This window comes from Bacillus spongiae (assembly GCF_037120725.1).
In the GTDB taxonomy this organism is placed as follows: domain Bacteria; phylum Bacillota; class Bacilli; order Bacillales; family Bacillaceae_K; genus Bacillus_CI; species Bacillus_CI spongiae.
The window spans coordinates 155,912-171,994 of record NZ_JBBAXC010000003.1; the positions used below are offsets into that span (position 1 = coordinate 155,912).

Sequence of the window (16,083 nt, forward strand, 5' to 3'; positions counted from 1 at the left end):
TGTCATAATAGTATCATTGTATAGAAAATCGCTTACATTTCAAAGGAATACTACTCCTTTAAGTTTTATTTATATAGAGCTTCCTTACTATCAATTAGTTAGTATAATGATTGTAAAAAACAGCTCGTTCTACGATTTGCGCTATCTAAGTGTAAATGAACATGAAAAAATAATGCAGCAAAAAAGAGTAGGGTTTCTCCTACTCTTTGTAATAATTTGCTTTATTATAATAAGCTGAAGTGAATTGTTGTTTTTATTTTGTTTCATTTGAGGGGGATTCATCGAGAAAAATATCGACACATTCTTCAATGTTGGCTTTATCAATTCCCATATGAACAGAACCGCCAGACATCCCTTCATTAATAAAGCGATCTACATCCAAATAAGCTTTGTGTTTTCCTTCATAATCGGTATCAGGGAGAAATTGAGGGTTGCTTTTTTTCTTGTTCATTAATAATTGACCTCCTTCACGTCTTAGTTTGACTGAATAAAGGAAGTCTCATGCAAGAAGTTTACTCATATACGTGAAAAAGCATTAGGTCATGGATGTACTGCCTAATTTTCTCCTCATCCTCTTTTGAAGGTTTAGGGGAGGTCCATTCTATATCCCCATTTTTCAAATAATTTCCAGTAAGCTTAATTCCCTTAAAGTAGAACGAAAAGCCCCATCCTGGCAGCTGGTTATTTTCATATAGTGACTTATATTGAAAATGTTGGATCATATTTTGCCACCTCCATCTTTATTGTAAACCCTTCCATCAGAAAAGCAACTATTTAATTGGAGGTGAATATTTTTACTAAAGACTTGATTCTCTCTTCTTCAATCCCTTCTTCGTCAAATTTCATGGGCTTGCTATTAATTTCAAAAAGGAATAAATCTCCTTCGGTTGAAAGCCCTAAATCTAAAGTGAATTCTCCCATCCAACCAAAACGATCACTTAAACATTTTCCACATTCCGTAACAATTTCCTGTACCTTTTGTTCGTTCACTCGATGTTTTATCTTTTCAAAAGGAAGCACACTTCCGCCCCTTTTCACGTGAGTCGTAATCTTTTCTTTACCAGCTAATCGAATGCCGATTCCTGTCACGTTGTACAATTTTCCGTCAGAGTGAGCCATTACTCTTAAGTCATATTTATGGCCTTGATACATATCGGTCAGAATATGCTCTTGAATAATATGATGACTAGCCCAGTTTTCATGCTCTCTCCATAATTCAGAAATAGAAGGGAATTTTATTGTACTACTCGCATTTTTTCGCAACACAGAGCTGTCGGGGTTTAGCTTTATCAAAGAAATACCTTCTCCTTGTGAGGAAGTAATTTGTTTTACATAAGCGCTCGAATAAGTTGTTAGCATATTTACTAATGTGTTCTTATTTTCTATTTTCTGTGTGAAGGGGAGGCAGGGTGAAAGAATAGGATTTTGTTTTAATGCTTCGTATAATTCCCATTTATCCATAAAGCATGGATTAAAGAAAGGGATTTGATGTTGGGCGAAATAAGTGGTCATATCTTGGAAGGTTTCACTTTTTTCTTCTTGTCGATGGATAATTCGGTTATACACTATACTCGGAAGGGGAAAACGAGTCTCGAGCCAAGAATCAGATTCTGGCTCGTATACAATTCCATCAATTTCATCATATTCTATGTCTTGAAGTGAAAAGATAAAGCTAATTCCCCCGTTTTGAAGGATTTCACGTTGAATTTGCTTGAACAAGCGTGCATTTACTAAAAGCTTTCCTTTCTCATTTCGAGAGGTAAGGATCCCTACAAGAGTGACAGAGCTTTTTGATCTAATCTTAATTGGAAAAGCTACAGATTGACCGTAATCTTTATAAAGTAAGTAGCTTTGACCAAAGGGGATCGTAATTTTATTCGTTTGTTGGTGAAACCAAGTTTGGGACGTTGCATGATAGTACATGGTCATAAGAAAAGCTCCTTGTGCTGTTTCATTGCTTTTTCTGTTAAGTATATTCCATAAGAAAGAGCAAGCTTATTAGTCAAATATTCAAAATGTTTTAATGCAGGGTGATGAAAAATGGAGCGCCCTGGCTTGGAGTTCGCTTCAAACATCCAAACGCGTTCCTGTCTATCAATACCTAAATCAAAACCAATTTCTCCAACAACCCCCTCTGTATTCTCTTCTATGCTTTTAGCTAACTTTAATGCAGCCTCTTTCAGAAGGGATTCATATTTTCTTCGGTCTACTTCTGAAAAGATTTCGGCTAAACTTTTCACTTCACCACCACTATGCACATGGGTTGTTACACTTCCACTTCCAGCTACCTTTGCAGCAATTGCGCTCACTTCCCAGTCACCGTCTTCATTTTTATTCACATGAATGCGAAAATCGATGGGGGATTGCTCGACTCTAAGGAGTGAAATACCTTGCTGAATTAAAAATTTGTCAGGGTTTTTTGACTGTAGTATTTTTTCATAAAGATATTCAAGGGAAGAACTTTTTACTAATTTATTTTCACCTTGATGTCGAAAACGGCAAAAGTAATTTCCTTTTGTCCGATCATATAGGATTTGATGAATCCCAATACCGAGGCTTCCATTTTTCGGTTTTAAGAAAATATTATTATACTTTGCAAGCATTTTCTCTGCTTGAGAAAAGGAAAGGAATGGGTGAGTTTCTGGAAGGTAGCTCTCAACGGAATCATCAGAAAATAACCGTTCAAAGATCTCAAGTTTATTGAAAAAACCTGGATTATACCAAGGAATAAGATAATCATCTTGTAATCTTGCTTTAATTATTTGTGCTTGCATTCGATTTTCACTTTTTCGGTTGGGGAGTCGATCATAAATGACATTTGGAAAAGGGACTTTGATTTGTCTCCATTCTTCGTCGATGTAAAAAAGTCCCATAATATGTTCTCCTGTCCAATTAATATGTTGCTCTCCAAATAGAAATGGGACTATCCCATGAGGTTCTTGAGTGTTAATTAGCTTTTGAAAAAAGCCAGTTCTTTCGCCCACGGGCTTTGCATCATTTGCGGTAAAACCGGAAGTGAAAATACCAATTAAAGGTCCGAGAGAAATCGTTTCCTCATGTACAAAGCAATAGAGCTTGTTTATAAATTTAGGGATTTGTAGTTGATTTGCGAGCGACGTTGAAAGGATAATTTCTTCTTTTTCGTGCGGGTGTGGGAGACAATGAATATTTAGTTTATTGGTACCAAAGCAAACCGTTAAGAAGTCGGAAGTTGGTTGAACTGATTTTGGGTAATAAAGAAGCGGAAGTGCTTTAGTTATTATGATAACATCATAAGCCTTTTTCAATGTGATTACCTCCTATAATAGGGGAGAACGATTAAGCCAATGTCTTTCTACATGTTTACAATATTGGAGGGGGGCATAGTATAACGTTTCTAAAGTATCAGGATATAGTTTTTCTATAAGAGTTCTACCAGGCTTTGAGTTGATGTCACAGATCCAAATTGAACTGTCTTCTCCAATTAAAATATCAATGCCCAATTCAAATAATGGGGCGAACGTTTCCTCTAAAATGACTGGTAAACTTGCAATGAGGTCTTGTAGCTCAGTGAAAATAAATTCCCACTGTAGATGTTTTTGGCTTTTCTTCCATGTTTTTAACGGGATAATCTCAGCTCCAGCATGAAGGTTAGTTAAAAGCGAATACTCTTTGCCACATCGGACTCCTAATCCTCTTTTTTGCCAATGACCATATTCGTCTTTTTGCAAGAAAATCCGAATATCAAATGGTTCGTGATTTTTTGTTTTACTTTGAATTCGCTTTTGGACAATAAAGTCGTGTTTTTTTATTAAGGCATTTACCCATGTTGAAAACATAGGAAGTGTTAAGCTTTTACTTTTTGTCACTTGTTCTTTCGTCATTGAAATGACGACGTGTTTATCTTGTAATGAAAGGCCGTAAACCGCAAATCCGCCAGCACCATCAATGGGCTTCATGATTACATGCTTATGTTTTTGTAAAAATGAAAGAAGAGATTCGGCATTCATTACATACTCGGTGTCAATTAAATAGGCTGATAGGGACGGGGAGTTGGTAAGCGATGTATGCATTTTCCATTTGTCAGGAAGGCCGTACCCAATAAATAACGTGTCCTTTCTATTCTTTAACCATTGAACGATACGCTTAGCTTGCTGTGAATCGGTAGGATTGTTATAAAAACAACGGTCGTAAATAAGGGTAGGAATCGGCATGGTCGTCTTTTTCCATTCATTTTCGTCATAATGGTAGCCCGTGACATTTTCTGAATAAGGATCTATAGACAAAGGAGAAAATATGAAAACTTCTACTTCCATATCAAGACTACGTTTGCCTATCTCATCAATGGCCTGAGGAACTGGATAAGGGGTTAAAGTCATAATGCCTAACTTAGTCATTTGAAATACTCCTTTCTAACCAAACACATTCAAAATAATGATATAACGCTTTAACAGAAGGACGAATTCCACTATCTTGAGTGAAATTTTTCGATGGTTTACTGTTCACTTCTATTAACCATATTTGTTTATCTTCGTCGACGGCTATATCGATTCCAAGCTCGCCGATATGAACATTCATTTCCTTGCTTAGTATTTCAGCAATTTGAATCGAGAAATTTTTCATTGTATTCCATAGTTGCTTTCCGGCTTTTTCACCATAATGCTCTCGCAAAAAAGATTGAGCCTTTTCCATTTCTCCACCTTGTGCTAGGTTAGAAACAAATGAGTTAGGCTTTGAAAATCGAACAACACTTGAAATTACTTGCCAGACTTTTTTATGATTAGGTATAACTAAAATACGAAAATCAAGTACTTTATAATGAACACGTTCAAGGGGAATGGTTTTTTGAATAATAGATTGAGAGGAGGCTAGTACAGGCTTTAATGTTTGAATGAGGTCCTGTCGATTCTCAAAAGTAATTTCACTGCTCTTTGCGGTATGATAGAAAACATAATAATCATTTTCCATTTTTAGGCGAATGATATCTCGTCCTTGGCTTCCGTGAATGGGTTTAATAAATATATCTTGATAGGCGACTAGTAATTGTAGTAATTGGTTCAAATCTTTATACAAGAAGGTTTCAGGAATAAAAGAGGAGATACTTTCATGCTTGCTTAATGTTTCATAGACCTCCCATTTTGAAAGAAACTTTTCATTAAAGAGTGGAATCCCTTGGGATTGGCATTCGGTTACAAATCGTTGAAAAGCAGTCTTTCTTTCCTTTTTACGCGAATGAATGCGATTGTATATGACGTCAGGTAAAGGGAAGAAGTCCTTTTCCCATTTATGTCGATTTGAATAGTAATACCCTTCTACAAAATTATCTTTAATCGCTGAAAAATTTGAAACATATAAAAAGCCTCCATTTTGAAGTACATATTCATGTAACTCAAGTAAGAAATGTTCAAGCGTTAAAAAATCGGGGATTTTGTTTTTTATTACGATTCCTGTTAACACAGTAATGAGCGGACCTAATCTTAGCCCATCCCCACTCTCGTTTATGCATATTTGATATGGTTGGTGATGAATAGGCATCCCTAGTTCTGAAAAACAAGCTGTTGAAAGGTGAATTTCATTGAGCTGTAGAATGGAGGATGTTTCAAGCTTTGCTAAAGTATCTTTTTGTCCGAACGAAAGTTTAATTTGGTCGCCTTCTGCTGTAATCTCAGTCTCAAGAAGCGAAGGGTGAAGGCGAATGATGTAATCCTGTAGTTTCGCTTCAATTATGTTGACAGATGTGTTCATGAAGGGATTCCTCATTTGCTTAACCCGTCTATTAAAATTATAATGTGTGAATGGGCTATCGTTGATAGTGCATTTTATGTGAAACAGAATAAAATTGTGTTTGATGTAAGAGGAAAGGTTGAGGAAATTGTGAAAGAAGTAATTATGATCCTGTTTATGATAGGTATTGGAGCTGTTATAGGGGGAGTTACCAATTCATTAGCGATTAAAATGTTATTTCGTCCCTATGTCCCAATGTATATTGGAAGATGGAGGGTGCCCTTTACACCGGGTTTAATACCGAAACGAAGAGGAGAGCTTGCTGATCAACTAGGTAGTATGGTTGTAGAACATTTGTTAACTCCAGAAAGTATTCAAAAAAGAATTCTCGATGATACTTTTTCAAACGAGCTAACACAGTGGGCGAAAGATGAGGTCAAACAACTTAAAAGTTCTACAGTTTCGCTTGAGGAGCTTCTTGAAAAAGTCGGGGTTAATCAACCAGAAGACAGGATTCATGAACTAACCGAACGATGGATGATGACAAAATATCAAGATTTTAAGTTGGCATACCAAAACACGTCTATACTACAAACACTTCCCCCAGAACTTGAAGTAAAAATAGAAGAGAAGCTTCCATTTATAGTGGATCTAATAACAGATAAAGGTATTCAATATTTTTCATCAGAAGAAGGAAAAGCAAAAATAAAAGTAATGATCGATGATTTTTTAGCTGAAAGAGGAATGCTTGGCGGGATGCTGCAAATGTTCTTAGGTAACACTTCTGTTGTGGATAGAGTGCAGCCAGAGTTAATCAAATTTCTTCGCCATACTGGTACAAGGCAATTAATACTTCGTCTAATTACGAACGAGTGGGAGAAGGTAAAGCATACAGAATGGAAAATCCTTTTTGAAAATGTTGAAGATGATAAAGTGATGAATACGATTTCACAAACGATGAGGAAAATCGTTGATGTAAAAGGACTGTTAGCTATTTCTCTTGGAGAGCTTATTGCAAAAATAAATGAGAAGCATATCGACACCCTTGTGCCTATCGTGGTTACAAAAGGGGTAGAGAAGGTATCACATCGACTACCAAGGCTATTAGAAAAGCTAAAGGTACAGGAGTTGGTGAAAGATCAAGTGGATTCTTTCTCAACACAACGTTTAGAAAAAATGGTGTTAGATATATCTAAAAGCGAGTTGAAAATGATTACTTTTCTAGGTGCACTGCTTGGTGGAACAATTGGTTTTGTCCAAGGAGTCATCGTTTTATTACTAAAATAGATCAATAAGGGAATGTTCTTTCATTCCCTTTCATAGTTTGTTATAGTGGATAAAGATTTACTGGGAAAAGATTGAACATATGAGCGGTACTTAAACAAGGAGTGTTTTACTGCTATTGATGTAATGACAATCTATTCGTTCGGTAAAAACTAGAGGAGGCCAAAATATGTCTGTAAATTTACATGATTACGCAAATGAGCTAGAAAAAGTATTAAGACAGAGCGAGGAGTATACTCATCTTAAAAAAATGTATGATGAAGTAAACAAAGATGAATCTGCTCAGAAAATGTTTGAAAACTTCCGTAATATTCAAATGCAACTTCAGCAAAAGCAAATGACCGGTGAGGAAATCACACAAGAAGAAGTAGAGCAAGCTCAAAAGTATGCAGCACTTGTTCAGCAACATGAGAAAATTGGGAAGCTTATGGAAGCGGAACAACGCATGAGCATGGTCATTAGTGATCTTAACCGTATCATTATGAAGCCGTTAGAAGAACTATATGGTTCTATGCAGCAATAAATAACACAAGTATTTTAAAAGGGTCATAATAATGGCCCTTTTAAAATACCCTTCTTTCATTTAAACCAGGAGCTTCTAGAGGGCTCTCTTAGAAATAAACCTTGTTACAGTTTTTTTGTTAATGGAAATAAAACACAATCTTTAATCGTATGACTATCCGTTAGTACCATTAATAAACGTTCAACTCCAAATCCCCAGCCAGAAATCGGAGGCATCCCATATTCCATAGCGGTTAAATAATCTTCATCCATCTCCATAGCTTCTAAATCTCCATTATTCTTTAACAGGGCTTGAGCCTCCAACCTTTTTCTTTGTTCAATTGGGTTAACCAGCTCAGAATAAGCATTTATAACCTCAACACCATTCACAACCAATTGAAACCGGTCTGTAAGAGTAGGGTTATCTTCATTAGCTCTAGCTAGTGGAGACAAATCAATAGGATGTTGAATTAAAAAGGTTGGCTTTACAAGCTGGGGCCGGCACATTTTTTTATAAAGTAGATCAATGAAATTACCTCTACCTAAAGATTCAATATCAGAATGATCCAATTCAATATTTTTTCTTTGCGTCTCTTTGTATAAACCTTTAACGTCAGGATAAAGATCAATATCAATTCCTGTGTTTTTAAAAATTAGATCCCTAAAGGAAATAATATCCCATTCTAGTGAAAAATCAATCTTCTGACCTTGTATGGTAATGGTCGTTGTATCAAACGTTTGACCTAGAATAAATAAAACCATTTCGCGCATTAATTTCATTGTATCTTCAAAATTCCAATAGGCTGCATATCCTTCAACCATTGTGAATTCTTGAAGATGTTGGGGACTCATTCCCTCGTTCCTAAAGCACTTTGCAAATTCAAACACTTTAGTAAAACCACCAACAATTAATCTTTTTAAATAAGTTTCCGGGGCAATTCGTAAGTTCAATTCAGTCTCTAAAGAATGATGATAAGTCCTAAAAGGTTTCGCTAATGCACCTGAGGAGGTATGCTGTAACACTGGTGTTTCTACTTCAAAAAATCCTTCATCTTCAAAAAATCTACGAATGGCACGTGCCATTTTGGTTCGGGCCAACAATCGACTTTGTGTATCTTCAGTCATAATTAAATCTAAATAACGCTGTCTATATCTAAGTTCAACGTTACTTAAACCGTGCCACTTTTCTGGAAGTGTTCGCAATGCTTTCCCAAGAAAAACATAGTTTTCGATACGCAATGTTTTTTCATTGGTTTTAGTCGTATACATATTACCTTCTACACCTAGAAAATCGCCTATATCCAAGAAGTCACAAAATTCGTTAAACAAAACCTCTCCAATTTCATCCTTCTTCAAAAGCAGCTGTAAGCTCCCTTGTATGTTTGAAATGGTAATAAAAATTAATTTCTTGAAGTTTCGGATTCCTATGATTCTACCGGCAACTCGCACACCAGAAGTTCCATCATCCAGTTGTGAGGCTTCAAAAAGGTCATAATTAGTTGAAAACCTATCAGGATAGGTTCTGATCCCTTTGGATGTTAAAGTGTCTAATTTCTGTATTCTAAGTTCTGTTTGTTCATTCTTCATGCTTTTCGCTCCAGTCATATAATTTATTTATTAAACTTTGCTCAACGATAGGTTAATAAAAGAAAACAACAAAAAACTCTCACCCCCAAGATTCTTCATCTTGAGGACGAGAGTTTATAACTCCGTGGTACCACCTCAGTTTATCGATATGTCACCATATCAACCTCTTCAGGTACGGCAATATTGTAAGTAGTTGCTTATACCCTATCTCTTTAACGGGAGATCCCGTCGCAGTATCACTAAGAAAAACCTTAGATCCGTGCGAAGCTCCGAGCCTTTTTTCATTAAGATCATTATTACTCCTTCCCACCTACCGGAGCTCTCTGGAAATAATTTATCAAAATTACTCTTCTCTTCATAGCCGTATAGTTCATATTGAAAATTAAAAATATTTTATACTAAAAATTTTTTTATGTCAATTACTTCCTGATAATGTGCCTCCAGTTTTTTTCTTATACCTGAGGTACCTTTCTTAAGACTAATTCCAGTGAACGAGATCAATTGCATCTCCCATTTCTACAGACAGGCTTTCTTCTAATTTACTGACTCCTTTAAATGCTAGGAATGAAAAACGGCATTCTCTACTTTATAAGACTGTGAAGGTCTTACAAGAAATTTGTTACAGATGGGTCAAGGACATCGTTTAGACTGCAGTAGTTAGATAGATAATTAATGGCTAGGACCACTTAATTAAGTGGTTTTTTACTGTTTTCATTTGTTCAAAAATAGCCGTTTTTATAAATTAATAGCTTCAATTTCCTTCCTTAGCTTGATGGGGATGTGGTTCTCTTCCGCATAGTGAATATTTATTAAATATTAATAATTCCTTTATTTTAAATAAATAACAATACTTGTATAATTATAAAGAATATAGTAAAATATCATCTGTTATAGTTGGTAGATAATATAAATTTATAAATAAGGAGATGAAGAAAGATGAAGAAAAAAGGAATTTTAAATCTATTTTTAGCTTTCTCTATGGTTTTATCTCTAGGAGGGTTTACGCAAGCAGAAGCAGCAGAACCAGGATTAGAAGGTGCACCTTTGCCTGGAGTCTATCTCTATGAGGATTATGATTTTGAAGGGGATGTACTGCATTTTCTATCTCCTGGAGAATATAATTTAGATGATGATTATGACTTTAATGATGTATTAAGTTCTTTAAGAATTGTTGGTGACTACTCAGTAGTGCTTTATGAAGATAATGATTGGACAAATACCCGTTCATACTTTGATAGTAGTGTAGTGGATATCTCAGATTATGCAATAGACAATGATAATGCATCGTCTATCATTATTTACAAACTTCCTAAGAACGATGGAGGACTTCATTTATTTGAAGATTATAATTTTGAAGGAGATCATTACAGATTTGGTCCAGGTCTATATGATTTAAAAGATTTTGATTTCAATAATGAAACTAGCTCTTTTTATATTAATGGTTCTTATAGAGTAACATTCTTTCAAGATACTTTTTCAGGAGCAAGTATCACTGTAAAAAGTGTGACATACTTAGAACAGGAAGAATTTAGAAATTTCATCCTAGGTAATGACACGATAACCTCGATATGGGTAGAAGAACTGTAAGGTAATTAGGAAAAAATTCAGATATTAACAAAAACAAACCTGTACCCTTTAGAGAAGGCAAGAGACTCTTTAAAGGGTATATTTATGTTTAAAATAGAAAAAGGAGAAAGTTTCAGTTTATACGTGTGCTGTAGCCGCATACATTCCTGCCGTATTATTATCACCTCCAGTATACCCCTGAATATCTAATATTTCACCGCAAAAAATAGCCCGTTTCTTAATTTGGATTGCATGGTTTTAGGATTGATTTCTTTAAGCTGAACACCGAGCCAGTGACAAAGGCCTCTTCTAAAGACCTTGTTCCATTCACATAAAAAGAGAGCTTTAATAGTTTTTTTGTACTTCCTAGTTAATTGTCTCTTTCCATTTATTTTTTCTCACATAACATATAGTAAATACAATGGAAAGGTTGACTTCAACTATGTTTAACAGCTTTTTAAACTTATGTAAGAACATTCTTTCACGCATAAAAAAAATGTTCGCAGAGACCCAATCTCGACGGGTAAAAGCGTTTGTCATTCGTAGCCGTGCTGCTAAATATTATCTCAAAAACACCCCAATCCTTCTGCATCATAACAATGGAGATGAAAACAGATTTCCGAATAAAGTAGCTAGCTTCACTAAGGGATTGCCACATAATGAACTTGGTGAGGTAGATATAGATGCTTATAGCCACTTTTTAGAAGTGCTTAAAACGGGAGATGCTAATGCTTTTGAAACAATTTCTCTTGGTGGAGAGAGAAAACTAATTAATCCTCAAGCTTCCTATGCATTTGAATTGGTGGGACCTGATAGTCATCAATTAGAAATTCCATCGGCTCCTTCCTTTAGCAGTGTAGAAGCAGCAGATGAAATGGTTGAGCTATATTGGCAAGCACTTACTCGTGATATTCCTTTCACTCAATATAATACGAACCCTTTAACCATCTCCGCTGCAAATGAGCTTTCTAGCTTATCGGATTTCAAGGGACCTAAGGTTTACGGAAAAGTGACACCTGATACTTTGTTCCGTGGCAATACACCGGGTGCATTAGAGGGACCATACATTTCACAATTTCTGTGGAAGGACATTCCTTATGTCGCAAAGTCGATCGTACAGCGGTATCACACAACGACCCCTAACGACAACCACTTAACCTCCTATCGAGATTGGCTATCTGTCCAGAATGGCTCATCTCCTCCTACTCCAAACGTATTTGATCCTATTCCTCGTTATATTAGAAATGCACGGGATTTAGGAGAGTATGTTCACAGAGATATTTCTATAGAAGATGGACTGACTCCTGTGCTTATTTTACTAAGCTATGGTAATGAAGTTTTTGACTCATCTAATCCATATCTTACTTCAAGCACTCAGGAGAAATTTGTAACTTTTGGTCCGCCTCATGTGTTAGATTTTGTATCTAGAGCTGCTCGACCAGGTTTAGAATCAGCCTGGTTTCAAAAGTGGCTCGTTCATCGCCGCTTGCGACCTGAAGAATTTGGTGGAAGAATTCATAATACCATTACAGGAGCAGCTAACTATCCTATTAATTGGGAAGTACTAAATTCAGAAGCAGTCTCGCAAACTTTTAATATGTATGGGACCTATCTTTTACCACAGGCTTATGAGGAAGGCTGCCCCACTCATCCTTCCTATCCTGCAGGTCATGGAGTATTTATAGGGGCGATTGTTACAATGCTAAAGGCATTCTTTAATGAATCATTCATTATCCCTGACCCAGTCATAGCCAGTGAGGATGGTCTTTTCTTAAATCCTTATGATGGATTGCCACTTACGGTGGGTGGAGAATTGGATAAATTAGCTTATAATATTGCAATTGGACGAAATGGGGCTGGTGTACACTACCGCAGTGAAGGTATCAACAGTTTACAGCTTGGAGAAAAGGTTGCGATTGGAATTCTACTCGATTACAAAGAGACATATAACGAGGAATTCGAAGGATTTTCCTTTACCACTTTTGATGGTAAAAAGGAAACTGTTTAAAATAAGTTGATAGGGTCTGGTAAAATTAGGAATAGGTTAGCTGCCAAAAATAATCATAAGGGCGCTTTTCTGCAAGAAGGGAAGCGTCCTTTTTTGTATAGATAGGATCTTTAATGAATATTAAATTGTAGAGTGTGGGGAAGTAAAAAAATAAACAACCTTGTTATTCGATGTACTATGTAATACAATATGAATAATACAGGTTACCAAAAAAAGGAGCTTGAAAATGGATAGAGAGATTATGAAAGGTAGCATTGATATTTTACTACTATCCCTTTTAGCCAAAAGGGATATGTATGGGTATGAAATCGTCAAAAGTTTAAAGGAGAACAGTAAAGAGCTTTATAACATGAGTGAAGGTACACTATATCCTGCATTAAAACGTTTAGAAAAAAATGAATGGATAATATCTTATTGGGAAAATGCTGAATTAGGCGGAAGAAGAAAATATTATCAAATCGTTGACAGAGGCAAAAAAGAACTTAGTAGAAAATTAGGGGAATGGGAAAAAGTAAATGATTTAATTAAAGTTACTACGGAGGGGTTAGCATGGATAAAACCATTGAATCCTATGTTGAGGAAATTGTAAAAGAGCTACAATGTGATCGAAAAGAAAAAAAAGAGATTGTAGATGAAATCAGTGATCACTTAAATTTATTAAAACAAGAATACATAGAGCAAGGTTTTTTAGATGAAGAAGCTAGCCAAAAAGCCTTAGAGAGCTTTGGTGAAAAAAAGACAATTCGTGATGGGTATAAGGAGTTCATCTCCCCTTATTATAAATTGTTTAAAATAAGCAGCTGGGTGTTATTCTGTATCTTTTCTTTTGTGGTTATTTGGAAATTATTATTAGGTAGAATAGTGGAGAGAGTTATTAATTATCAAAACGGCTTCCCTCAAAACCCTTACTTTTTTTCGTTTAAAGAACAAAGAGGGTTATTTACATATGACATAGACGTATGGTTATCAAACGTCAATATTATCCCATTTAAGAACATAATTAATTACATAGTGAACAATGATAGATTTAATATAGATATTATCCTGAATAACACGTTAGGAAACATCCTTATTTTTATCCCTTTGGGGTTATTTCTGCCAATCTTATTTAGAAGATACGGTTCATTTTCTAAAGTAACTGCTTTTTCAATAATGACCAGTTTTTCAATTGAAGCCCTACAATTTAGTACTCAAATAGGACAATTTGATATTGACGATGTCATTTTAAATAGTATAGGAGGAATTATAGGGTTTTTATTAGTAAAACTAATCGTGAAATTTTCAAGTGTGGCTCAAAAGGTAGATTTAAAATTAAATTAAAGTCCATTGCTATATTCGTAGTTTACCTTCAAAGTAGGTAGTCGAATGGTGAATTTTTCAAGTCAAATAAAACTTAGGGATTGGCAGGAGTATAGATGCAAAAAGTATTGAAAGTTGGTTTAGGTATTAGCTTTATCATTTATTTATTCATATTAGTTGTGATTTTGTTTTTGGGGCAAAGAGCGTATACAGACCTTTCATTATTGGAATATATAAAGAGATCTTCTAATATTATTCCCTTTAATACAATCAGCAAATATATTACAGCAATATTTGATGGAAGTATGAATATAAATATTCCGATACAAAACCTCTTTGGTAATGTTATTTTGTTCTTCCCAATGGGTGTGTATTTACCATTCTTTATAAAGAAAGTGAATAAAGTTAGTGCATTTTTCATTTTAATGGTTGTACTTATATTTTGGGTTGAATTTATCCAATTAGTGACAAGAAGAGGAAGTTTCGATATAAATGATTTCATCTTAAATGTGCTGGGTGCTTTAATAGGATTGGCAATATGGAAGTCGAAAACTATTGAAAAATATTTAAATAGAACCAATCATGATTCATTGACCAAAAGTGTCCATTAATCGAGTGAGAATGAAGGGAAGGAATGGTAAGGATTCATGAAAAGGAAAAGGGTTCTAGTTTGAAAGGTCTGAATAAATAGTATCAAAAAGGTTTTTTATCTATTTATTAGGCTAAGTAGCAATAGTGTAATGGAAAATCAAAAGGCGCTTAATGCGTCTTTTTGTGTTTCGTACTCTTGTGAAATATAGGTGAATTTGAAATAATTGTTATTGTGTGAAAACATTTCCGTTTTCATATTAAATGAAGATTCCTGTTGTGAATGCTCATACAACACAGGATAACTTGGAGGGGGTTTTGTAGTGGAAATAAGAAAATATAAATTCGATGATATCGCACAATTTACACATTTGATGGCCGATTTAGGCTATCCTGCTTCAATTGATGAAATGAAAGTAAGAATGAAACGTATTGAATCTAATCCCAATTACTATACCTTTGTTGCAGAAAAAGAAAAGGTACTAGTTGGAATGATTGGAATCACTATTCATACTACCTATACAAATAACGATGAAAAGATTCAAATAACATCCCTCGTAACAAGAAAAGAATATCGGAGCCAAGGTATTGCTAGAGCATTGGTGAAATTTGTAGAAGAATGGTCAATAAGAAGAGGGTCAAATTTTATTTATTTGTTAAGTGGAATAAGTGAAAAGAGGGTAAAAGCCCATGAACTATATAAGTACCTTGGTTATGAAATAACGGGTTATAGGTTTGTAAAGCACCTGGAAAGATAATCTTCAATTTATCCGTTATAAAACGGATGACCAATACGGTGGCGAGTTATTCTATTATTGGAAAAAAGTTAGGGTTAAATTATAAGACTAGAGATGTCATGTGTATATTTCTAAATTAGACGTTGAAAAGCTAACAGATAATCAAATGACAAAGTTATTATTCTCAAGCATTGAGGATGATCATGAAAGAGGAGATTGTATCTTTGTAGTAGGTAGCAGTAAAGCCATTCAGTACCGCTCACCAAAAGCAGTGGAGCTTTACAATCAAGGAAGAGCAAAAAAATATTGTTTTCTGGTGGAGTTAAATGGAAAGGAAGCGCATTACCAGAAGCTCTCGAAATGAAAAACGCAGCCATTACATTAGGGGTGCCTGAAAAAGATATTATAATAGAAGACCAATCCCTACATACACTAGAAAATGTACTTGCTTCCTTGCTAGTTCTAGATAGGGAATTTCACTTACATCGCATCAAGCGGCTTTTAGTTGTGACAACTTCGTACCATATGAGAAGGTTGCATATAAATTTAAAAACCTATATGCCTGATTGGATTAACGTAACCTTGTGTCCAGTTGAAGATAATAATACGAGAAATGATAACTGGTTTCTTAGTGAAACAGGCAGAAAACGAGTTAAGAATGATTCTGCAAAAATGATTAAGTATGTAAAGCAAGGTGCTTTGTACGATGAAAACATAAATATATAGTTAAATAGTTTTCGGAATAAGAATGGAAAATCCAGAAGAATGACTGGAATGAGCTTAAAATAAGGCAGTAAAAAAATTTACCTC

17 protein-coding genes, 1 pseudogene and 1 other annotated feature are annotated in these 16,083 nt (G+C 35.0%); of the genes and pseudogenes, 10 read left to right on the forward strand and 8 right to left on the reverse strand.

Translation table 11 applies throughout. The features are described from left to right. Positions 1 to 253: 253 nt before the first annotated feature. The 6 genes from WAK64_RS04985 to WAK64_RS05010 all read right to left on the reverse strand — a co-directional run bounded on the left by WAK64_RS04985 (position 254) and on the right by WAK64_RS05010 (position 5,724). Complete coding sequence (locus WAK64_RS04985) at positions 254 to 451, reverse strand: hypothetical protein (protein WP_336585842.1); 198 nt, start codon at positions 449 to 451, stop codon at positions 254 to 256. A gap of 61 nt (positions 452 to 512) precedes the next feature. Continuing rightward, entirely contained in the window at positions 513 to 722 is a 210-nt protein-coding gene (locus WAK64_RS04990; protein ID WP_336585843.1) for a YheE family protein, read from the reverse strand. Positions 723 to 774: 52 nt separating this feature from the next. Next, entirely contained in the window at positions 775 to 1,929 is a 1,155-nt protein-coding gene (locus WAK64_RS04995; protein ID WP_336585844.1) for a YheC/YheD family endospore coat-associated protein, read from the reverse strand. Continuing rightward, complete coding sequence (locus tag WAK64_RS05000; RefSeq protein WP_336585845.1) at positions 1,926 to 3,287, reverse strand: YheC/YheD family endospore coat-associated protein; 1,362 nt, start codon at positions 3,285 to 3,287, stop codon at positions 1,926 to 1,928. Before WAK64_RS05000 ends, WAK64_RS04995 begins: the two co-directional genes overlap by 4 nt. Before the next feature lie 12 nt (positions 3,288 to 3,299). Further along, the gene (locus WAK64_RS05005; RefSeq protein ID WP_336585846.1) at positions 3,300 to 4,376 is read right to left on the reverse strand and encodes a YheC/YheD family endospore coat-associated protein; all 1,077 of its coding nucleotides are present in this window, start codon (positions 4,374 to 4,376) and stop codon (positions 3,300 to 3,302) included. Continuing rightward, a complete protein-coding gene (locus WAK64_RS05010; RefSeq protein WP_336585847.1) occupies positions 4,369 to 5,724 on the reverse strand; it encodes a YheC/YheD family endospore coat-associated protein in 1,356 nt (451 codons plus the stop codon). Before WAK64_RS05010 ends, WAK64_RS05005 begins: the two co-directional genes overlap by 8 nt. A gap of 15 nt (positions 5,725 to 5,739) precedes the next feature. Here WAK64_RS05010 and WAK64_RS05015 point away from each other — a divergent pair, with 15 nt between their 5' ends. Both WAK64_RS05015 and WAK64_RS05020 read left to right on the forward strand, forming a co-directional pair. Beyond that, entirely contained in the window at positions 5,740 to 6,990 is a 1,251-nt protein-coding gene (locus tag WAK64_RS05015; RefSeq protein WP_336585848.1) for a DUF445 domain-containing protein, read from the forward strand. 166 nt (positions 6,991 to 7,156) lie between these two features. Beyond that, entirely contained in the window at positions 7,157 to 7,510 is a 354-nt protein-coding gene (locus WAK64_RS05020; RefSeq protein ID WP_336585849.1) for a YlbF/YmcA family competence regulator, read from the forward strand. A 104-nt stretch (positions 7,511 to 7,614) separates the two neighbouring features. Here WAK64_RS05020 and lysS read toward each other — a convergent pair whose 3' ends face one another. Beyond that, positions 7,615 to 9,075: a lysine--tRNA ligase gene (gene lysS / locus WAK64_RS05025; protein ID WP_336585850.1), complete on the reverse strand. Its 1,461-nt coding sequence runs from the start codon at positions 9,073 to 9,075 to the stop codon at positions 7,615 to 7,617. 99 nt (positions 9,076 to 9,174) lie between these two features. Further along, positions 9,175 to 9,443: a binding site (T-box leader), on the reverse strand. 568 nt (positions 9,444 to 10,011) lie between these two features. Here lysS and WAK64_RS05030 point away from each other — a divergent pair. Then, the gene (locus WAK64_RS05030) at positions 10,012 to 10,662 is read left to right on the forward strand and encodes a beta/gamma crystallin-related protein (protein WP_336585851.1); all 651 of its coding nucleotides are present in this window, start codon (positions 10,012 to 10,014) and stop codon (positions 10,660 to 10,662) included. A gap of 117 nt (positions 10,663 to 10,779) precedes the next feature. Here WAK64_RS05030 and WAK64_RS05035 read toward each other — a convergent pair. Beyond that, positions 10,780 to 10,975: pseudogene (locus tag WAK64_RS05035) on the reverse strand (hypothetical protein); the annotation flags it as partial. 108 nt (positions 10,976 to 11,083) lie between these two features. Here WAK64_RS05035 and WAK64_RS05040 point away from each other — a divergent pair. From WAK64_RS05040 to WAK64_RS05070, 7 genes are all read left to right on the forward strand, one after another. Beyond that, positions 11,084 to 12,649, forward strand: coding sequence for a vanadium-dependent haloperoxidase (locus tag WAK64_RS05040; protein ID WP_336585852.1), 1,566 nt, complete (start codon positions 11,084 to 11,086; stop codon positions 12,647 to 12,649). Positions 12,650 to 12,875: 226 nt separating this feature from the next. Then, entirely contained in the window at positions 12,876 to 13,238 is a 363-nt protein-coding gene (locus WAK64_RS05045; protein WP_336585853.1) for a PadR family transcriptional regulator, read from the forward strand. Continuing rightward, positions 13,199 to 13,969 (forward strand): VanZ family protein, encoded by a 771-nt coding sequence (locus WAK64_RS05050; protein ID WP_336585854.1) that lies wholly within the window; start codon positions 13,199 to 13,201, stop codon positions 13,967 to 13,969. Before WAK64_RS05045 ends, WAK64_RS05050 begins: the two co-directional genes overlap by 40 nt. A gap of 95 nt (positions 13,970 to 14,064) precedes the next feature. Then, positions 14,065 to 14,559: a VanZ family protein gene (locus WAK64_RS05055; RefSeq protein WP_336585855.1), complete on the forward strand. Its 495-nt coding sequence runs from the start codon at positions 14,065 to 14,067 to the stop codon at positions 14,557 to 14,559. 300 nt (positions 14,560 to 14,859) lie between these two features. Beyond that, complete coding sequence (locus WAK64_RS05060; RefSeq protein WP_336585856.1) at positions 14,860 to 15,294, forward strand: GNAT family N-acetyltransferase; 435 nt, start codon at positions 14,860 to 14,862, stop codon at positions 15,292 to 15,294. 100 nt (positions 15,295 to 15,394) lie between these two features. Continuing rightward, positions 15,395 to 15,637 carry a hypothetical protein gene (locus WAK64_RS05065; protein ID WP_336585857.1) on the forward strand — a complete coding sequence of 81 codons (243 nt, stop codon included), beginning with the start codon at positions 15,395 to 15,397 and terminating at the stop codon, positions 15,635 to 15,637. Beyond that, positions 15,580 to 15,999: a YdcF family protein gene (locus WAK64_RS05070; protein WP_336585858.1), complete on the forward strand. Its 420-nt coding sequence runs from the start codon at positions 15,580 to 15,582 to the stop codon at positions 15,997 to 15,999. The genes WAK64_RS05065 and WAK64_RS05070 overlap by 58 nt, the downstream gene beginning before the upstream one ends. Positions 16,000 to 16,083: the final 84 nt, after the last annotated feature.

What these genes read in the sequence shown, in the direction of transcription:
- WAK64_RS04990 (WP_336585843.1), bottom strand. Translation starts at nt 722, where the DNA reads ATGATCCAACATTTTCAATATAAGTCACTATATGAAAATAACCAGCTG.
- WAK64_RS05030 (WP_336585851.1), top strand. Translation starts at nt 10,012, where the DNA reads ATGAAGAAAAAAGGAATTTTAAATCTATTTTTAGCTTTCTCTATGGTT.
- WAK64_RS05040 (WP_336585852.1), top strand. Translation starts at nt 11,084, where the DNA reads ATGTTTAACAGCTTTTTAAACTTATGTAAGAACATTCTTTCACGCATA.
- WAK64_RS05010 (WP_336585847.1), bottom strand. Translation starts at nt 5,724, where the DNA reads ATGAACACATCTGTCAACATAATTGAAGCGAAACTACAGGATTACATC.
- WAK64_RS04985 (WP_336585842.1), bottom strand. Translation starts at nt 451, where the DNA reads ATGAACAAGAAAAAAAGCAACCCTCAATTTCTCCCTGATACCGATTAT.
- WAK64_RS05020 (WP_336585849.1), top strand. Translation starts at nt 7,157, where the DNA reads ATGTCTGTAAATTTACATGATTACGCAAATGAGCTAGAAAAAGTATTA.
- lysS (WP_336585850.1), bottom strand. Translation starts at nt 9,075, where the DNA reads ATGAAGAATGAACAAACAGAACTTAGAATACAGAAATTAGACACTTTA.
- WAK64_RS05055 (WP_336585855.1), top strand. Translation starts at nt 14,065, where the DNA reads ATGCAAAAAGTATTGAAAGTTGGTTTAGGTATTAGCTTTATCATTTAT.
- WAK64_RS05050 (WP_336585854.1), top strand. Translation starts at nt 13,199, where the DNA reads ATGGATAAAACCATTGAATCCTATGTTGAGGAAATTGTAAAAGAGCTA.
- WAK64_RS05005 (WP_336585846.1), bottom strand. Translation starts at nt 4,376, where the DNA reads ATGACTAAGTTAGGCATTATGACTTTAACCCCTTATCCAGTTCCTCAG.
- WAK64_RS04995 (WP_336585844.1), bottom strand. Translation starts at nt 1,929, where the DNA reads ATGACCATGTACTATCATGCAACGTCCCAAACTTGGTTTCACCAACAA.
- WAK64_RS05045 (WP_336585853.1), top strand. Translation starts at nt 12,876, where the DNA reads ATGGATAGAGAGATTATGAAAGGTAGCATTGATATTTTACTACTATCC.